At 63.3% G+C, this 15888-nt stretch carries 17 protein-coding genes; 5 read left to right on the top strand and 12 right to left on the bottom strand.

The window, feature by feature from the left end; all coding sequences use genetic code 11:
- Positions 1–122 precede the first annotated feature (122 nt).
- The 7 genes from NKH01_RS04665 to NKH01_RS04635 all read right to left on the bottom strand — a co-directional run bounded on the left by NKH01_RS04665 (position 123) and on the right by NKH01_RS04635 (position 5674).
- Positions 123–614 carry a F0F1 ATP synthase subunit B gene (locus tag NKH01_RS04665; protein WP_353019222.1) on the bottom strand — a complete coding sequence of 164 codons (492 nt, stop codon included), beginning with the start codon at positions 612–614 and terminating at the stop codon, positions 123–125.
- Positions 615–624: 10 nt separating this feature from the next.
- Positions 625–1206 (bottom strand): F0F1 ATP synthase subunit B, encoded by a 582-nt coding sequence (locus NKH01_RS04660; RefSeq protein ID WP_023716854.1) that lies wholly within the window; start codon positions 1204–1206, stop codon positions 625–627.
- Positions 1207–1287: 81 nt separating this feature from the next.
- A complete protein-coding gene (locus tag NKH01_RS04655; protein ID WP_006206606.1) occupies positions 1288–1512 on the bottom strand; it encodes a F0F1 ATP synthase subunit C in 225 nt (74 codons plus the stop codon).
- A gap of 67 nt (positions 1513–1579) precedes the next feature.
- Positions 1580–2338: a F0F1 ATP synthase subunit A gene (locus NKH01_RS04650; RefSeq protein WP_023716853.1), complete on the bottom strand. Its 759-nt coding sequence runs from the start codon at positions 2336–2338 to the stop codon at positions 1580–1582.
- A gap of 70 nt (positions 2339–2408) precedes the next feature.
- The gene (locus tag NKH01_RS04645) at positions 2409–2807 is read right to left on the bottom strand and encodes an AtpZ/AtpI family protein (protein ID WP_023716852.1); all 399 of its coding nucleotides are present in this window, start codon (positions 2805–2807) and stop codon (positions 2409–2411) included.
- Between the two features lie 255 nt (positions 2808–3062).
- Entirely contained in the window at positions 3063–4247 is a 1185-nt protein-coding gene (locus NKH01_RS04640; RefSeq protein WP_023716851.1) for a cell wall hydrolase, read from the bottom strand.
- 107 nt (positions 4248–4354) lie between these two features.
- On the bottom strand, positions 4355–5674 hold the full coding sequence (locus tag NKH01_RS04635) for an MFS transporter (RefSeq protein WP_353019219.1): 1320 nt from the start codon (positions 5672–5674) through the stop codon (positions 4355–4357).
- Positions 5675–5794: 120 nt separating this feature from the next.
- Between NKH01_RS04635 and NKH01_RS04630 the strand changes: the two genes are divergently transcribed.
- Positions 5795–6712: a LysR substrate-binding domain-containing protein gene (locus tag NKH01_RS04630; RefSeq protein WP_352515631.1), complete on the top strand. Its 918-nt coding sequence runs from the start codon at positions 5795–5797 to the stop codon at positions 6710–6712.
- A 14-nt stretch (positions 6713–6726) separates the two neighbouring features.
- Here NKH01_RS04630 and der read toward each other — a convergent pair whose 3' ends face one another.
- Positions 6727–8160 (bottom strand): ribosome biogenesis GTPase Der, encoded by a 1434-nt coding sequence (gene der, locus NKH01_RS04625; RefSeq protein ID WP_353019217.1) that lies wholly within the window; start codon positions 8158–8160, stop codon positions 6727–6729.
- Positions 8161–8219: 59 nt separating this feature from the next.
- Entirely contained in the window at positions 8220–8885 is a 666-nt protein-coding gene (locus NKH01_RS04620; RefSeq protein WP_352807834.1) for a tetratricopeptide repeat protein, read from the bottom strand.
- A gap of 198 nt (positions 8886–9083) precedes the next feature.
- Between NKH01_RS04620 and NKH01_RS04615 the strand changes: the two genes are divergently transcribed.
- Positions 9084–10082, top strand: coding sequence for a polysaccharide deacetylase family protein (locus NKH01_RS04615; protein WP_502912598.1), 999 nt, complete (start codon positions 9084–9086; stop codon positions 10080–10082).
- 27 nt (positions 10083–10109) lie between these two features.
- Here the strand turns inward: NKH01_RS04615 and sbmA are convergent, their stop codons facing one another.
- From sbmA to NKH01_RS04600, 3 genes are all read right to left on the bottom strand, one after another.
- The gene (sbmA, locus tag NKH01_RS04610) at positions 10110–11387 is read right to left on the bottom strand and encodes a peptide antibiotic transporter SbmA (RefSeq protein WP_353019214.1); all 1278 of its coding nucleotides are present in this window, start codon (positions 11385–11387) and stop codon (positions 10110–10112) included.
- A 115-nt stretch (positions 11388–11502) separates the two neighbouring features.
- A complete protein-coding gene (locus NKH01_RS04605; RefSeq protein ID WP_353019212.1) occupies positions 11503–12657 on the bottom strand; it encodes a YbfB/YjiJ family MFS transporter in 1155 nt (384 codons plus the stop codon).
- A 113-nt stretch (positions 12658–12770) separates the two neighbouring features.
- Complete coding sequence (locus tag NKH01_RS04600; RefSeq protein WP_352715710.1) at positions 12771–12980, bottom strand: hypothetical protein; 210 nt, start codon at positions 12978–12980, stop codon at positions 12771–12773.
- Positions 12981–13077: 97 nt separating this feature from the next.
- Here NKH01_RS04600 and NKH01_RS04595 point away from each other — a divergent pair, with 97 nt between their 5' ends.
- The 3 genes from NKH01_RS04595 to NKH01_RS04585 all read left to right on the top strand — a co-directional run bounded on the left by NKH01_RS04595 (position 13078) and on the right by NKH01_RS04585 (position 15736).
- Positions 13078–13992, top strand: a complete 915-nt coding sequence (locus NKH01_RS04595; protein ID WP_353019210.1) for a LysR substrate-binding domain-containing protein — start codon at positions 13078–13080, stop codon at positions 13990–13992.
- A gap of 80 nt (positions 13993–14072) precedes the next feature.
- Positions 14073–15329, top strand: coding sequence for an aminopeptidase (locus tag NKH01_RS04590; protein ID WP_353019207.1), 1257 nt, complete (start codon positions 14073–14075; stop codon positions 15327–15329).
- A 56-nt stretch (positions 15330–15385) separates the two neighbouring features.
- Positions 15386–15736, top strand: a complete 351-nt coding sequence (locus NKH01_RS04585; RefSeq protein WP_353019206.1) for a DUF488 domain-containing protein — start codon at positions 15386–15388, stop codon at positions 15734–15736.
- The last annotated feature ends 152 nt before the right edge of the window (positions 15737–15888 follow it).

The following is a 15888-nucleotide window of genomic DNA, read 5'->3' as shown; positions in this document are numbered from 1 at the left end:
CTCTGTCGCCTTCGGCGACATCTCCCCCTCGGGGAGGGAGATTACGCGCTCAGCCGTTTTCGCTAACAAAAAAGCCGCCAGGTTTCCCAGGCGGCTTTCGATTAATTTCTCGACGAAGTCGCTTAATTCAGCTTCGACTTCAAATCCTGCAGCGAGGCGTTGAACAGGTCGGCGCCGGCCTTGGCGTCGATCTTGCCGGCCAGCAGCGCGCGCGCTGCCTCTACCGCGATGTCGACGGCGCTGGCGCGCACTTCGCCGATCGCCTCGCGCTCGGCCTGGCCGATCTTCTGCTCGGCCAAGGCGGTACGCCGGGCGACATAATCCTCGGTCTTCTTGTGCGCCTCGGCGGCGAGCATGTCGGCTTCGCGCTTGGCGGCGGCGACGATGGCCGCGGCCTCCTGCTCGGCTTCCTTGCGCTTGCGCTGATATTGGCCGAGCAACTGCTGGGCCTCTTCGCGCAACCGGCGCGCTTCCTCGAGTTCGCTGCTGATCTTGTCGGCACGGGCATCGAGCGCCTTGGCGATCATGCCCGGCACCTTGATGTAGATGGCAATGCCGAGGAAGATCATGAGGGCAACGGTTGCCCAAAGCGTCGCGAGAGATGTGGCGTCCATGATGCGCTCCTCACCCGGCCACGGATTTGACCGCGGCCGCGATCTCGGCCTTGCTGGCCTTGCCGCCGACCAGCGCCTCGACGATGGCCGAAGCGGTGTCCTCGGCGATCGTGCCGACTTCCTTCATGGCATTGGCCTTGATGGAAGATATGCGCGCCTCGGCCTCGCCAAGCTTCTGGTCGAGGGCGGCTTCGATCGTCTTGCGGGCAGCCTCGGCTTCCGCCTTGGCCGCATCGTTGGCCTGCTGACCGATCGCATTGGCCTTGCCCTTGGCTTCCGCCAATTCCTGCTCATAGGCGGCAACGGCGGCATCGGCCTCGCCTTTCAGCCGGGCAGCATGATCGAGATCCTGCGTGATGCGGTCGTTGCGCACGTCGATGATGCCGCCGACGCGCGGCATCACTACCCGCTTCAAGAAGAGGTAGAACAGCCCGAAAGTGATTGCCAGCCACAGCAGCTGTGACGGGTACGTCGCCGGATTGAATGGCGGGAACGTGCCGTGCGCCTCGGCAGGCACGCCGGTGGCGGCGTGCGTTTCGCCTTCCGTTGCGGCGGGCGCGGACTCTTGCGCAAAGGCAGATGTCACGAACATGGACTATCCCCGAAATTCAGACCCGCCGCAGGATCGCGGCCGGCCTGTTCAATTCTTCCCAATGTTCAGCCGAACAAGTATTCAGCCGAACAGGGCGAGAAGCGCGATGAGAAGCGAGAAAATACCCAGCGCTTCGGTCACGGCGAAGCCGAAAATCAGGCGGCCGAACTGGCCGTCGGCGGCCGACGGGTTGCGCAGCGCGCCCGCCAGATAGCTGCCGAAGATGTTGCCGAGGCCAATGCCCGCGCCGCCCATGCCGAGGCATGCGATGCCAGCGCCGATGTACTTTGCTGCTTCTGCGTCCATTTGTTCAACTCCTTTGGATCTAAAATTCCGTTGCAAATTCGATCCGGCGGCAATGCCGGAAACCTTGTTAGTGCCCGGGATGCAGGGCGTCGTTGAGATACATGCAAGTCAGCACGGCAAAGACGTAGGCCTGCAGGAACGCGACCAGCAGCTCCAGCGCCGTCAGCGCCACGGCCATCGCCAGCGGCAGAACCGAGCCCGCCACGCCGACCGCGCCGAGCGCGCTCAGGCTGACGACAAAGCCCGAGAACACTTTCAGCGTGATGTGACCGGCAAGCATGTTGGCGAACAGACGAACCGAGAGGCTGACCGGACGCGAGACGAAGGAAATCACCTCGATCAGCACCACCAGCGGCAGCAGGTAGACCGGCACGCCATGCGGGACGAACAGCTTCAGGAAGCCAAAGCCGTGCTTGGTGAAGCCGTAGACGACGACCGTTCCGATCACCAGCGCAGCGAGGCCGAAGGTGACGATGATGTGGCTGGTGATGGTGAAGAAATATGGGAACAGGCCAAGCAGGTTGGCGACAAGCACGAACATGAACAGCGAGAACACGAAGGGGAAGAACTTCATGCCTTGCGTGCCCGCGGCGTCCCTCAGCATATTGCCGACAAATTCATAGGCCATTTCCGAGACCGACTGAAGGCGGCCGGGAACGAGGCTGCGGCTCGACGTGCTGAGGTAGAGAAACGCCGATGCAACAGCAACCGTCGCAAGCATAAACAGAGCCGAATTGGTGAAAGACAGGTCGTAGCCGCCGATGTGAATCGGAATGATCGGCTGAATCTGGAACTGGTGGATCGGATCGACCTTGTCAGCAGCCACTTTAAATCCCCATCGAAGCCGCAGACGGCTTGAGTATCCTGTTCAATGCGCCGGCATGCGGCGCCTCAATTCATTCTTTCGGATCGCGCGGTTTGTCGCCCGTTCCGAATTCCGACACAAGCCCGGCTGAACGCAGGACATTGAGCACGCCGGCGCCAAAACCCAGCAACAGCCCGACTATCAGACCCCATGGCGATGTCCCCGCCACGCGATCGATAAACCAGCCGAGAGCCGCGCCGACCACTATCCCGGCGATGAACTCGCTGGACAGCTTGAGCGCCTGGCCGTACCCGGCCACACTGCCCGCTTTCGCGTCGTCTTTCCCCTCGAGCCGGTCCGGCCGCCTTGTCGCAAGCGATGCTTCAAGGTCGCGCCGACGGCGCTCAAGATCGTCGTCGCGGATATCGGCTTCATGCTGCTTGCCGCGGCCGGTTTTTCCGGTTCCGTCTGGCCCATTCTTGTCGGCCACGCAACCCCCCTGCCCGGTCAGACCGTCACCGTCCGTCCGCTTCTTAAAGTCGCCGGCAACATAGTTAGAGGGTCCGCGCCCGTCAAGCCACGAGCGGACGTTCAAGCTCAAGTATTTTTTCGTTATAAATCAGCTACTTGCTTGGGTGCGACATCGTGCCCGACGCGGTCTCTGGCGGGCTGCGGCCGAATCCCCACGACGACGGGTCTTCGATCGGCCGCTCTCCCGCGAAAGATGCGAGGGCTGCCCGAGCACTCAGCTCCAGCCGCCGCCATAGGTGCGGTAGAAGATATGCAGGCCGATCCTGGTCATTTTCTTCATCGTCCTCGCCCAGCCCGGATGGACGTAGTTGGCGTAATAATGGGTCGACGAGCCGACTTCCGGAATGAATATCTTGCCGGCTGTGACGGCCATGGCGACATCCTGGGCGGTCTTGTAGGCGGCGGGATTGTCGATGCGCTTCTTCCTGCCGTCGCAGGCGAAGGAAAACTGGCAGCGGTTGAACCAGTTGTCGTTCTGGTAGACGACGCCGCAGATCGAGTTCGGATAGGCCGGGTTGCGGACGCGGTTGAGGATGACCTGGGCGACGGCGGCCTGGCCGCGCACGGATTCGCCGCGCGCCTCGAAATAGATGCCGTTGGCGAGACAGGCCTGCTCCGGTTTGGAAAAGACGCTCGCCGGCAGCGGCGTCTGCATCCAAGAATGATCGCCCTTGCTCAGCGGTGGAATGAAGCGGCCATCGTTCGGGTCCTCGTCCTGCAGCAAGGCCTCGAAAGGCGATGCCTTGGCATAGTCGGGAGCCGACGAGGCATAGGCGGTCGCCAGCACGTCGGGATGATCGTTGTTGACCAGCGCGGCAAGCATCGCCGGCACGCCGGGATCCGGCTTCTTGTCGACGCGCGTGTGGAAGGCGGCGGCGATCTGGATTTCCTTGCCTTTGATCTCGGGTTTGGCGAAAGCCATCCTCAGGCCGCTGTCCATGCTTGGGCGGAGCAGCGAAGAGGTGCGCTCGAAGATCGAGCCGGCGTTGAAGTTCTTCGGCGGCGAGACGGGCGAGACCTGGATGATGCGGCCCTTCTTGTCGGCACGCGTGATACGGTTCTCGTCCGGCGTCGTGCCGGCGATGCCGCCCTTGCCGCGAAACGAGACGGAGCCGATGCCGGGCAGTTGGACGCCGGAGCCGGAGAGCGAGCCGGTGCTGCTGGAATCGAGGAAGGGCATTTCGGCGGCGTGAACGGAGCCGGCGACGGACTTCTCGACATAGGCGTTCCAGCGGACGCTCGGCGCCTCAAGGCCGGAGACCAGGCTTGTCATGTCCTGATAGGCAGCGACCGTCGGAAAGCCGATCCAGATGCCAAGGCCAATAATAAACGGAGATAGGAAGGAACGTTTTTTGTCACCGGCGGCGGCGACAAGCCGCGTCAAAACACGTCGATGCACGGAACTCTCCAGAAACGCAACGGACCCCACTGGAGAGCTACAATGATGCATTAACCTTGATGGGGCGTTAACAGCTTAGAACGTTGTTTTCCCATCTCATGTCGAAGTCAGGCGCTTTTGCGGCCATCGCTTGACGGAAGAAAGATCGGCCAGGCGATCAGTGCGCAAATAGCCGCACCCAGCCAGACGCCTGCCCACGAGCAGAGCACGAGAAGTCCGGGAATGGCGATCGGCACCAGGAAGAAGGCAATAAAGACCAGGCTGTTGGCGAGGCCGAGCGCCGTTCCGGCCTGGCTCGCGCCGGCCAGCGTCGCAAGCTCGGTGTAGGCGACGCCATGCCAGGAGGAGACGCAAATGCCGGCCACGACCAGCATCGCGACGATCGCCGGCGACAGCATCGGCACTTGGCCTGACAAGAATTGGGCCGCCAACAAGACGAGCGCCGCAAGCACGGTGAAGGCGATCAGGCTCAACAGGCTGCACAGACGCAGAAACGACCGGCGGTTGCCGTGACGGTCGGTGTAGCGGCCGCTCCAGACGCGCATGACCATGGCGCCGACCTGCACGGCGGCGAGGCTGGCGCTGATCACGGCTGTTCCCATGCCGGCGAAATCATGCAGGAAGACGGAAGCAAAGGTGAGCACCGCCACCTGCGGAAAGCACAGCAGGCCGGTGGCTGTTGCGATGCGCCAGACGGCCGGGTTGCGCAGTGGCGGCGGGCCGGCCGGCAATGCCGTGCTGCTCGAATTGGCATCGTCATGCACCGGTGGCTGATGCAGCCAGGGCCAGGCGAGAGAGGTCGAGACGGCGGATGCAGCCGCCAGAAGTCCGAAGACCGCCGTGAAGCCATGGGCCGAAGCGAGCGACGGCAGCACGAGCGCGCCAAGCCCGCCGCCAAGCGGCACCGCTGTCTGCCTGATGCTCATGGCAAAGCCGCGCTCGCCTTCGCCGAACCAGGCCATGATGGCACGGCCGCTGGAGCCGTTGACGCTGCCGCCGAGCAATCCGGTGACCAGCAGGGCAGCGGCGAGAAGCGCGATGCCAGGAATGTGGGCCGGTGACGGCACCATCAGCGCGGCCATGACAAGCAGCCAAACCGCGGTTGCACCGAGCCCGGTCAGCAGCACGCGGCGGTCGCCCCAGCGATCGGTCAGCAGTCCCCACGGCAATTCGCTCAGCGCTACGCCCAGGCCGAGAAGACCAAGCGCCATGCCGAGTTCGCCATTGGAGAGATGATAGCCCGAGCGCAGGAACACCGCCGTCGCCGGAATGCCGGAGAAGGTCGCGGAAAAGCAGGCATTGGCGGCGACGCCGATGCCCAGCACCTTCCAGCGATGATTGGCTCGAAGTGCCGCCGCTCCTGACGGGGCGGCAACGGCGCCCGGGCGAAGCGGTTTGCAATCTGGTCCTGTGGCGACAGCAGACATGGTTCAGCTCCTGCATGGGCTGGTTGCGTTCGGTCTTGACGCGCTGTCTCTATCGCCATAGCTTCGTCCTGAATATCAGGAAGTTTTTGACGTAATGTCCCAAATATCAGGATTATTGCCATGCGACGCGTGACATTCGATCTCGACGTCCTGCGCAGCTTCGTCACCGGCATGGAGTTGGGCAGCTTCGCCAAGGCCGCCGACCGGCTCGGCCGCTCGACCTCGGCAATCAGCGCACAATTGAAGAAACTGGAGGAGCAGGCGGCGACGCCGATCTTCCGCAAGTCGGGGCGCAGCCTGGCGCTGACCGAGGCAGGCGAGACCATGCTGGGCTATGCGCGGCGGCTGATCGAGCTCAACGACGAGGCCGCGTCCGCCATCCACGACGTCGAGCTGGAGGGCTGGGTGCGGCTTGGATTGCAGGAGGATTTCGGCGAGGCGGTCCTGCCGGAGGTGCTCGGGCGCTTCGCCCGCGCCCATCCCAAGGTCAAGATCGAAGCCAGGATCGCACGCAGCCACGAGCTTGCCGAACGGATCATTTCGGGCAGCCTCGATATCGCGCTTGCCTGGCACAATGGCGCGACGCTGCCCTACAGCCGGCATGTCGCCGACGTCCAGATGCGCTGGATCGGCCCGGCAAAACAGATCGAGACCAGCCTGCGCGATGGCGAGCCTTTGCCGCTGGTGGCGCTCGAAGCGCCGTGCCTGCTCCGCAGCGTGGCGACCGAAACCCTGGACCGCGCCGGTCTGGCATGGCGGATGGCCTTCTCCAGCCCGAGCCTTGGCGGTATCTGGGCAGCCGTCGCCGCCGGGCTCGGACTGACGATCCGCACCGATATCGGCCTGCCGGCCACCGTCAGGGCGATGACGCCGGGGATCGCCGGGCTGCCCGCTTTGCCCAAGATGGCGCTGTTCCTGCATCGCAAGGAGGCCGAGCCCGACCCGGTGGCGGCGCGGCTTGGCGACATCCTGCTGCAGGCGGCGCTGGAAGCGTTGCCGCAGACGCAAACAGCGCCTGTCCTGCGCAACGTGGCGTAGAGGAGAAGTGGCGCTCAGCGGCGCTTCTTTGCCTTGCTGGCGAATGGGTTGTCCGAGGTGCGCAAGGCGATGCGGATCGGCACGCCGGGCATGTCGAAAGCCTCGCGCAGGCTGTTCGAGAGATAGCGGACATAGGATTGCGGCATCGCGTCGGGCCGTGAGCAGGAGACGACGAAGCCCGGCGGCCGCGTCTTGGCCTGCGTGACATATTTGATCTTCAGCCGGCGTCCGGCGACGGCGGGCGGCGGGTGATGCGCCAGGATGCCTTCCAGCCAGCGGTTGAGCTTGCCGGTCGACACGCGGCTGTTCCAAACGCGATGCGTCCTGATGACAGCATCCATCAGCTTGTCGAGGCCACGCCCGGTCTCGGCCGAGACCGGCACCGCCTGCATGCCGCGCGCCTGCGGCAACAGCCGCTCGGTTTTTTCGCGCAGCTCGGCCAGCAACTCCTGGGGATGGTCGATAAGGTCCCATTTGTTGAAGGCGATCACCGGGGCACGGCCCTCGCGGATGATCAGGTCGGCGATCTGCAGATCCTGCTTCTCGAAGGGAATAGTCGCGTCGAGCACGATGATGACGATCTCGGCAAAGCGGATGGCGCGCAAGCCGTCCTGCACCGACATCACTTCGAGCTTTTCGTGGATCCTGGCCTTGCGGCGCATGCCGGCGGTGTCGAACAGTTTTAAGCGGTGGCCATGCCAGTCCCAGTCGACCGAGATGGAATCGCGGGTGATGCCGGCCTCGGGGCCGGTCAACAGCCGTTCCTCGCCGATCAGCGCGTTGATCAGCGTCGACTTGCCGGCGTTGGGACGGCCGACGACGGCGATGCGCATCGGCTTGGTGTCGTCATAGCTCGGCTCTGCGTCCGGGTCGGTGATGTCTTCGCCGATCAGCACCTCGCTGGCGGCGATCTCCTCCTCACCGGCCTCTTCGTCCTCGCCGAAGGCGCGCGCCTCGCCAAGCGCCGCGATCACCGCGTCGCGCAAATCGGGCAGGCCCTGGCCGTGTTCGGCCGAGACCGGGATCGGTTCGCCAAGGCCGAGTTCCCACGCCTCCAGCATGCCACCCTGGGCGCCGCGCGCCTCGGCCTTGTTGGCGACGACGACAACCGGCTTGCCGGATTTGCGCACGATCTCGGCGAAGGTCTTGTCGTCGGGCATCAGCCCGGACTTGGCATCGATCGTGAAAAAGATCAGGTCGGCCTCGCGGATGGCGATCTCGGTCTGGGCGCGCATGCGGCCGGGCAGCGTCGAGGCGGCCGCATCCTCGAAGCCGGCGGTGTCGATGACGTCGAAATGCAGATCGTAGAGTTTTGCGGCATGGACGCGTCGATCGCGGGTGACGCCCGGCGTATCGTCGACAAGCGCCAGCTTCCTTCCCACCAGCCGGTTGAAAAGGGTCGATTTGCCGACGTTAGGCCGGCCGATGATGGCGACTTTGAAGGTCATCCGGCCCTGCTATGCATGTCGTTGCCCCAAAACCGCTGCGCACTTTTGGGCGACATGCATTACGATACACCGCCCGAGCCGCGGATCAGCTCGGACATCAATGTCGCCCTCTCGCGCGTGTTGCGCGGGGCGCCGTCATCCGCGGCGATCTGGTCGAACAGCTTCAATGCATCCGCCGCCTTGCCTTCCTTCCAGGCGGCAAGGCCAAGCGCCTCGCGCGCCGTATGGCGCAGCGTGTTGGTGTCGGCGGTGAGCGCCTCGACGCGGCTGGAGACATCGGCGAAAGTGCCATGGTCGACCAGAAGCAGCGCTGCCCTGAGCCGCGCCATGTCGCGAATGCCGGAGGGGATCTTGGTGTCGGCGGCGACCTCGTCGAAATCCTTGACGGCGGCATCGACGTCGCCCTTGTCCGCCTTGACGGTTGCCGCACGCATGCGGGCGAGCAGCGGATAGGCGCCGTAGCCGTCCTTCTCAAGCCCCTCCAGAGCGGCAAGCGCCTCGTCGTTCTTGCCCTCATTGGCAAGCTTTAGCGCTTGCGAGAAGGCATCCCCCGAGCGGTTGGCGCGGGTCTCGTCCCAATAGCGGTAGCCGACGACAGCAGCCGTGCCGAGCACCACCAGCACGGCCAGCACAAGCACGGCGGGACCGAAACGGTCCCACAGCGCATGCGCCTGATCGCGACGAATCTCTTCGTTGACTTCGCGGATAAAACTGTCGTCCGACATGGATCAAAACCATTCATGCCCCGGCCGGGGCGGTTGATGAGCCCGCGTTTTAGCGAAATTTTGCCGGCATGGAAGGGGTTCGGCAGGAAAATCGCCTATTCACGAGGCTGTCGCCGCCAACGGCGGCCGCACAGGTCGATCGTATCCGTGCCATATTTCACCGGTAGGCGGTGCTTCTACATTCCTTGATCCGGTCAGATGCCTTTGCCTCGTTTGTATCGCGCTGTTGCGTTTTCCATTGCCGCATTTGCTGCCGGCACGGCTTTTGCCGACCCGCCGGCGGCGCCGGCAAAACCGAAGCAGATCGTCATCATCTCCTTCGACAGCGCCCGCGACATCTCGCAGTGGCAGCGCAGCCGGGCGCTGGCCGCGCGCACGGGTGCGCATTTCACCTATTTTGTCTCCTGCGTGTTCCTGCTGTCGCCCGAGACACGCAAGGAATACACCGCGCCAGGCAAGACAGAAGGCAAATCGAATATCGGCTTTGCCGCTTCCAAACAGGAAGTCGCCGACCGGCTCGAGCAGATCAACCTCGCCGCCTCGGAAGGCCACGACATCGGCAGCCATGGCTGTGGGCACTTTGATGGCAAGGACTGGAGCAAGGCCGACTGGCTGAGCGAATTTGGCGCCTTCAGGCATGTTCTCGAAAACGCCTATTCGATCAACGGCATTGCTGCTGAACCGAAGGGCTGGCGCGATTTCGCCCGCAAATCGGTGGTCGGGTTTCGCGCGCCTTATCTGTCGGCAAACAAGGCGCTTTACGAGGCGCTGCCCGCGGCCGGTTTCCTGCTCGACGCAAGCGGCGTTTCGCCTGGGCCGGTCGAGCCGCCGACCGTCAACGGCATCACGCGCTTTTCGCTGCCGCAGATCCCGGAAGGGCCGAGCTCAAGGCGCGTGATCGCCATGGACTACAATCTCTATGTCAGGCATTCCGGCGGCTTCGAGCGGCCGAGCATGGCAGAAGAGTTCGCTGACCGGACCTATCACGCGTTCCGCGTCGCCTTCGATGCGCAATACCAGGGCAAGCGCATTCCGCTTGAGCTCGGCTTCCACTTCACGCTGATGAACGACGGCGCCTACTGGAACGCGCTGGAACGCTTTGCCGGCGAGGTCTGCGTCAAGGCGGACGTCGAGTGCATCAGTTTTCGCGATTATGTATCGCGGCGAGGCGAAAGGCAGGCGGCGGTGGGCGGCTGAGCCGCCAGCGATCGCCGCCCGCCAGTCTTAGCTTGCCGGCTGATCCTCAGGGCGCAAGCCGGCTTGCTCACGTTCCAGATAGTGCTGGTCGATTGCCGGCAGCGGTGCCCCTTCGAGGGTCGCTTCGAACGCGCGCAGGCGCTTGTAGATGGATATCAACTCAACGATCGTAGGCCAGGAATTGACGAGATACTGGAACGAACTGGCGACTTGGGAGAAAGCCGAAACAATCTGCTGAAAAACTCCAAATGTAATCTTACCAATCGCGATTGTTGGCACCAGAATAAGCGTTCCAAATATGTTGTCGGCCTGAAGATACAGATAGCGTACCATATCGAAATACACGTAGTGCGCGTAGAGCGTGAAATAGTTTCTTCGAACATTCGTGAAAAGTTCGCGCAGCGTTGGCGGTTGCGCGCGTGCCATATCATCCTCTCCGAGGACCAGTTCTTTGCGCAACGCGGCTTCAACCCGCTGATTGCGGAACTCCAGACCGGGAAGCTTGATGCCGACTACGGCCAACAAACTGGTGCCGAACAACGACCAAACGATCGCCGTTATGACCAGCGGATAGGGAATTGCTCCGACTATGGGAAGGGTTTGAACATGAACAGAAAGGAACGCCAGCAAGGGTAGGAATGCAATAAGGGTCATAATAGAATCGATAAAGTTGACACCCAGTCCCTGCATTGTGCTCGAGAAGCGCATGGTGTCGTCCTGAACGCGCTGCGATGCTCCTTCAATATGGCGCAGCCTTGGCCAATAAGCCGTAAAATAATCGTTCATTGCGGTGCGCCAGCGGAAGACATAGTGCCTGACGAAGAACACGTTCAGAACGGCAATGGTCATATAGACCAGGGCCAAAGACAGGAACTGCCATACTCCATAGTAAAGCTCGGCAGGCGCAACGGAGCCGGGGGTCGTCAGCGCCCTCTGCACCATGTCGTAAAACATGCCGCGCCAATCATTGAGCGCTACGCTTATCTGCACGATGAAATTAGTGACGAAAATAATCAAAGCAGAACCAAGGATCGACCAGTTCTGCCAGCGGTGTGGGGAATACAGCGCCCAAAAAAGGTAAAATAGGCCCATACCCGCGAAGAAATATCCGTAGAACCAAAGGAATGACGGTGTCAGGAACCTAATTGGGCTGATGACAGGCGGGGCCTGCGGATCGACCGGCGGCATGCCGAGTATCGTGCCAAGGTGTTCGCCGCCGAGAAACCACAGGATGACGAGCAGAATGCTCCATACGAACGCCGAGACGAAAAACAGCTTCGGCTGCGGAAAGAAAGATACGAACACTGTTGGGAAATCCTCGGTCGATGCGCAAATCAGCGGGGTTCAGCGGGCATAAAGTCACACATTAGTGGGAAAGAAAATGCCCGTGCCCGATGCCCGCAACCGAGCAAGACCATAATCATGGCGATTTTGGAGCAGCCGACCAGGCGATCGCGCCGGAAGCGAGCAGGACGGCGGCAGCCACGATCGAGGCAAGGAAAAAGTTGCCCGAGGCCTGCGCAAGCAGACCGGCGACGATCGGGCCGATGATCTGGCCGAGGCCGAAGGCGGCCGTCATCACCGCCAGCATCCGGCGTGGTGCTTGCGGAGCAAGCTGCCTGCCGGCCTGCAGGCCAAGCGCGGTGATGGCGATGAAGGTGCCGCCGACAAGAAGGCCGCCGAGCAGCGGCCCGGTGCGCCCGCCCATGACGACGCTGGCGCTGACGCCGACTACCTCGACCAGGCACCCCAGCGCGTAGGTGGCATAGAGCCCGATCCTGGCCGCGAGCTTCTGCCACAGCCAGACCGATGGGAAACCGGCAAGTCCCGTGACCATCCAGACCACCGCCTCGAAGACGCGGCCACCGCCGCCCTGGCGGACGATGGCGACCAGGAACGTTGCCGTGACGATGTAGCCGAAGCCGAACAGGCCGTAGGCGACGATGATCTTCACCAGCGACTGGTGTGTCGGCAATGCCGGCTCGCTCCCGGTGGTGCTGTTCGCGGCCGAGGTGCCGCCGGCCAGCAAGGCGACGGCGGCAAAGCCGCAGGCTGAAATCACCGCGGACCACAGCCAGCCCGCAGCCCAGCCGGCATGTTCGGTGACGAGGACTGCCAACAGCGCCGAAGACGCCGCGATGCCGAGGCCGACTCCACCGAAATACAGCGCCTGCAGGTCGTTTCGCCCGGCTGCGGCGAGATGACCAAAAACGATGCTGGTCATGAAGACCAATACGAAGGCGCTGGCGAGGCCGGCAAGAAAGCGGATGAGGAGAAAGGCGGGCATCGTGCCGGTCAGGCCCATCAGGCCGGCGAGGATCGCAGTGGCGGCGAGGCCGGCCAGCATCAGCTGGCGCTCGCGGCCTTGCGCCCAGCCGCCGGTGGCGGCAAGCGCGCCGACGAGGTAGCCGAGATAATTGGCCGATGCGATCCAGCCGGCATCGGCCGGCGACAGGCCGAGCTCTTCCATCATTCCGGGCAGGATCGGCGTATAGACGAAGCGGCCGATGCCCATGGCGACGGCCAGGGCGATCATGCCGGCGATTGCCAGACGCAAGGGCGAAGCGATGTTCATCGCGGTGCACCATAGGTGCGCTTGCCGGTGAGACAATCCGCCTTTTATTGGGCCAGAAGGGCTGCGCAGCCGCGTCGGCGGCTGGCTCGCCTGAGGTGCCAGCAAGTCCTTGTTTAGCCGCAGCAGGTCCTTGGCGGGGCCGTCTCAAAGTGAGTACGACCCGCAGTCAGCCTGAACGGCATGTCGGCGAGTTCGCGCTCCGACATGGTGTCGAGCACCGGATGCGACAGCGGATCGGTCACCCAGCTGGTGGCCTCGCTGTCATGCCGGTGTGGCTGCGTTCCGATTGGGGAAAAGGCGCCGAGCCATGATAAAATCTTCATCGGATTTGCCTCCTCACTCTGAGTAACCCACCTAAAATCCGGCATTCGGCAGCGCCTGGCAATTGAGATTTCAGCCGTACGAGTTTAGAAAAACTGTATGGCTATGCTGAACCGTGTCCATCTCAACGGCTTGCGCGCCGTCGAAGCCGTCGCCCGCCTGGGCTCGCTCGCGGCGGCGGCCGGCGAGCTCAACGTCTCGGTCAGCGCCGTCAGCCAGCAGATCAACCGGACAGAAAAGCAGCTCGGCCGGGCGCTGTTCGAACGAACGCCAGCTGGCCTGGTGGCGACGGAATTCGGCACCGTCTTTACCGCGCGGCTCAGCGCAGGCTTCCGCGAGCTCGCACAGGCGGTAGCGCTTGCCGATGAAAGCTCGGAGTGCACGCTGGTGGTTTCGGTGGCGCCGGCTTTCGCCTCGAAATGGCTGCTGCCGCGGCTGTCGCGGCATTTTGCCCGGCATCCGAACGTGCTCCTGCGCATCGACGCCTCGGTACGGCTTGCCGATCTCGATCGTTCGGACATCGATGTCGCTATCCGGCTCGGCGACGGCAAATGGCCGGGCGGGCGGGCCGAATTGCTGCTGGCGCAGGAGGTGTTTCCGGTCTGTGCACCGGCGATCGCCAGCAAGCTGAAATCGATCGAGGACCTTGCTTTGACCTGTGCGATCACCGACGAAAGGTCGATGATCAGCTGGGAGAGCTGGTTCGAAGCGGCCGGGGTAGAGCCGGTCACCTTCATGAAGGGCGCGCGCTTCACAGATCCGATGCTGTGCCTGGAATCTGCGATTGCCGGTCACGGCGTCATGCTCGGCTGGCAGTTGCTGGCCGCCGACGCGCTGGCCGACGGCCGGCTTGTCGCGCCGTTCGGCGTACGGGCGCAGAGCGGCCTCGGCTATTGGCTGGTGACTTCGGCCAGCAAGGGCGAAAGCCGCAAGATCAGGGATTTCAAGACCTGGGTGCGCGAAGAGATCGAGGCGACGATGGCGCAGTTCAGGTCGCTCGAGAGCGCCAGCTAAACCTGCCGGCACATCACGGTGGAAAGGTCGGCAGCGCCGGTCTATGTAAGAAACAGTCCCCAATCACGGCAGGCAGGATCATGACCACACATTCGCGCGGCGTTTCCGCAACCATCGACCCGGTGAAGCTCGACAGGCTGGCGGAGGTCGCCGTCAAGGTTGGGCTGCAATTGCAACCGGGGCAGGATCTGGTGCTGACCTCGTCGATTGCAGCGCTGCCTTTGACGCGGCGGATCGTCGAGCATGCCTACAAGGCAGGTGCGGGCCTGGTCACGCCGATCTTCAATGACGACGAGATCACTCTGGCACGCTTCCGCTATGGCGCCGACGACGGCTTCGACCGCGCCGCCGGCTGGCTCTATGAAGGCATGGCAAAAGCCTTCGCCAACAATGCGGCCAGGCTTGCGGTGCGCGGCGAGGATCCCTCGCTGCTTTCTTCTCAGGACCCGGCAAAGGTCGCGCGTGCCAACAAGGCGAATTCGATGGCCTACCAGCCGGCGCTGGAGAAGATCACCGGCTTCGACATCAACTGGAACATCGTCGCCTATCCCGATCAGGCCTGGGCCAAGCAGGTATTCCCGGACGACGCCGAAGACGTCGCCGTGGCCAAGCTCGCCGACGCCATCTTTGCCGCCTCGCGGGTGGACGTCGAAGACCCGATCGCCAACTGGACGGCGCACAATGCGGCGTTGAAGAGCCGCACCGAATGGCTGAACGGCCACAATTTCCACGCACTGCATTTCACTGGTCCCGGCACCGACCTGACCGTCGGGCTGGCCGACGGCCACGAGTGGATGGGCGGCGCCTCGACGGCCAAGAACGGCATCACCTGCAACCCGAACATCCCGACCGAAGAGGTTTTCACCACGCCGCATGCAAGGCGCGTCGAGGGTCATGTCACCAGCACCAAGCCGCTGTCCTACCAGGGCACGCTGATCGACGGCATTGCGGTTCGTTTCGAGGCGGGGCGCATTGTCGAGGCCAAGGCCACGAAGGGCGAGGATGTGCTGCAGAAGGTGCTCGACACCGATGAAGGCTCGCGCCGTCTTGGCGAGGTGGCGCTGGTGCCGCATTCCTCGCCGATCGCCAAGAGCGGGCTCTTGTTTTTCAACACGCTGTTCGACGAGAACGCCGCCTGCCACATCGCGCTTGGCCAGTGCTACTCTAAGTGCTTCGTCGACGGCGCCTCGCTCAGCCAGGAGGAGATCGCGGCGCGCGGCGGCAACAAGAGCTTCATCCACATCGACTGGATGATCGGCTCGGACAAGATCGACATAGACGGCGTCCATAAGGACGACAGCCGCGTGCCGGTGATGCGCAAGGGCGAGTGGGTTTAGGCCCGGGATCTCTAAGCGAAGGCCAGCAAGCAGCGGCGCCTGCTGGCCCAGCGGAGTTGGCAATGGAGCTCGCGGTCAAGCGCATTTATGAGCAGCCGGCGCCCGATGATGGGCAGCGGGTGCTGGTGGATCGCATATGGCCGCGCGGCATCGCCAAGCAGGACGCGGCGCTGACGCTATGGCTGAAGGACATCGCGCCAACCAATGCGTTGCGCAAATGGTTCGGCCATGAGCCGGCGCGCTGGTCGGAGTTCCAGCGGCGATACCGCGATGAGCTCGACCGGAACGGCGAGGCGGTCGGCCAGCTGCGCGCTCTGCTGGGCAGAGGCCGGGTGACGCTGCTCTACGGCGCGCATGACGAGGCGCATAACAATGCGGTGGCGCTGGCGAGCTATTTGCGTGAGTAGAAGCGCTCAATTCGGCATGCCGGCGGGACAGCACCCCTCTCTGTCCTGCCGGACATCTCCCCCTCAAGGGCAGGGCTATCGCATATGAGTGATGGCATTGATGAGATAGTCGTCGTTCCAGGCGCATTTCTTGATGCGATGGCTGATGGGAA

It is taken from the genome of Mesorhizobium sp. M1403 (assembly GCF_040317695.1).
GTDB lineage: Bacteria > Pseudomonadota > Alphaproteobacteria > Rhizobiales > Rhizobiaceae > Mesorhizobium.
The sequence above is the reverse complement of the archived record's forward strand: the minus strand, read 5'-3'. Positions and strand labels throughout refer to the sequence as shown.

Excerpts from the sequence above, each read along its gene's own strand:
- NKH01_RS04665 (WP_353019222.1), bottom strand. The coding sequence starts at position 614 with ATGGACGCCACATCTCTCGCGACGCTTTGGGCAACCGTTGCCCTCATG.
- NKH01_RS04660 (WP_023716854.1), bottom strand. The coding sequence starts at position 1,206 with ATGTTCGTGACATCTGCCTTTGCGCAAGAGTCCGCGCCCGCCGCAACG.
- NKH01_RS04655 (WP_006206606.1), bottom strand. The coding sequence starts at position 1,512 with ATGGACGCAGAAGCAGCAAAGTACATCGGCGCTGGCATCGCATGCCTC.
- NKH01_RS04635 (WP_353019219.1), bottom strand. The coding sequence starts at position 5,674 with ATGTCTGCTGTCGCCACAGGACCAGATTGCAAACCGCTTCGCCCGGGC.
- NKH01_RS04630 (WP_352515631.1), top strand. The coding sequence starts at position 5,795 with ATGCGACGCGTGACATTCGATCTCGACGTCCTGCGCAGCTTCGTCACC.
- der (WP_353019217.1), bottom strand. The coding sequence starts at position 8,160 with ATGACCTTCAAAGTCGCCATCATCGGCCGGCCTAACGTCGGCAAATCG.
- NKH01_RS04620 (WP_352807834.1), bottom strand. The coding sequence starts at position 8,885 with ATGTCGGACGACAGTTTTATCCGCGAAGTCAACGAAGAGATTCGTCGC.
- NKH01_RS04615 (WP_502912598.1), top strand. The coding sequence starts at position 9,084 with ATGCCTTTGCCTCGTTTGTATCGCGCTGTTGCGTTTTCCATTGCCGCA.
- NKH01_RS04605 (WP_353019212.1), bottom strand. The coding sequence starts at position 12,657 with ATGAACATCGCTTCGCCCTTGCGTCTGGCAATCGCCGGCATGATCGCC.
- NKH01_RS04600 (WP_352715710.1), bottom strand. The coding sequence starts at position 12,980 with ATGAAGATTTTATCATGGCTCGGCGCCTTTTCCCCAATCGGAACGCAG.
- NKH01_RS04595 (WP_353019210.1), top strand. The coding sequence starts at position 13,078 with ATGGCTATGCTGAACCGTGTCCATCTCAACGGCTTGCGCGCCGTCGAA.
- NKH01_RS04590 (WP_353019207.1), top strand. The coding sequence starts at position 14,073 with ATGACCACACATTCGCGCGGCGTTTCCGCAACCATCGACCCGGTGAAG.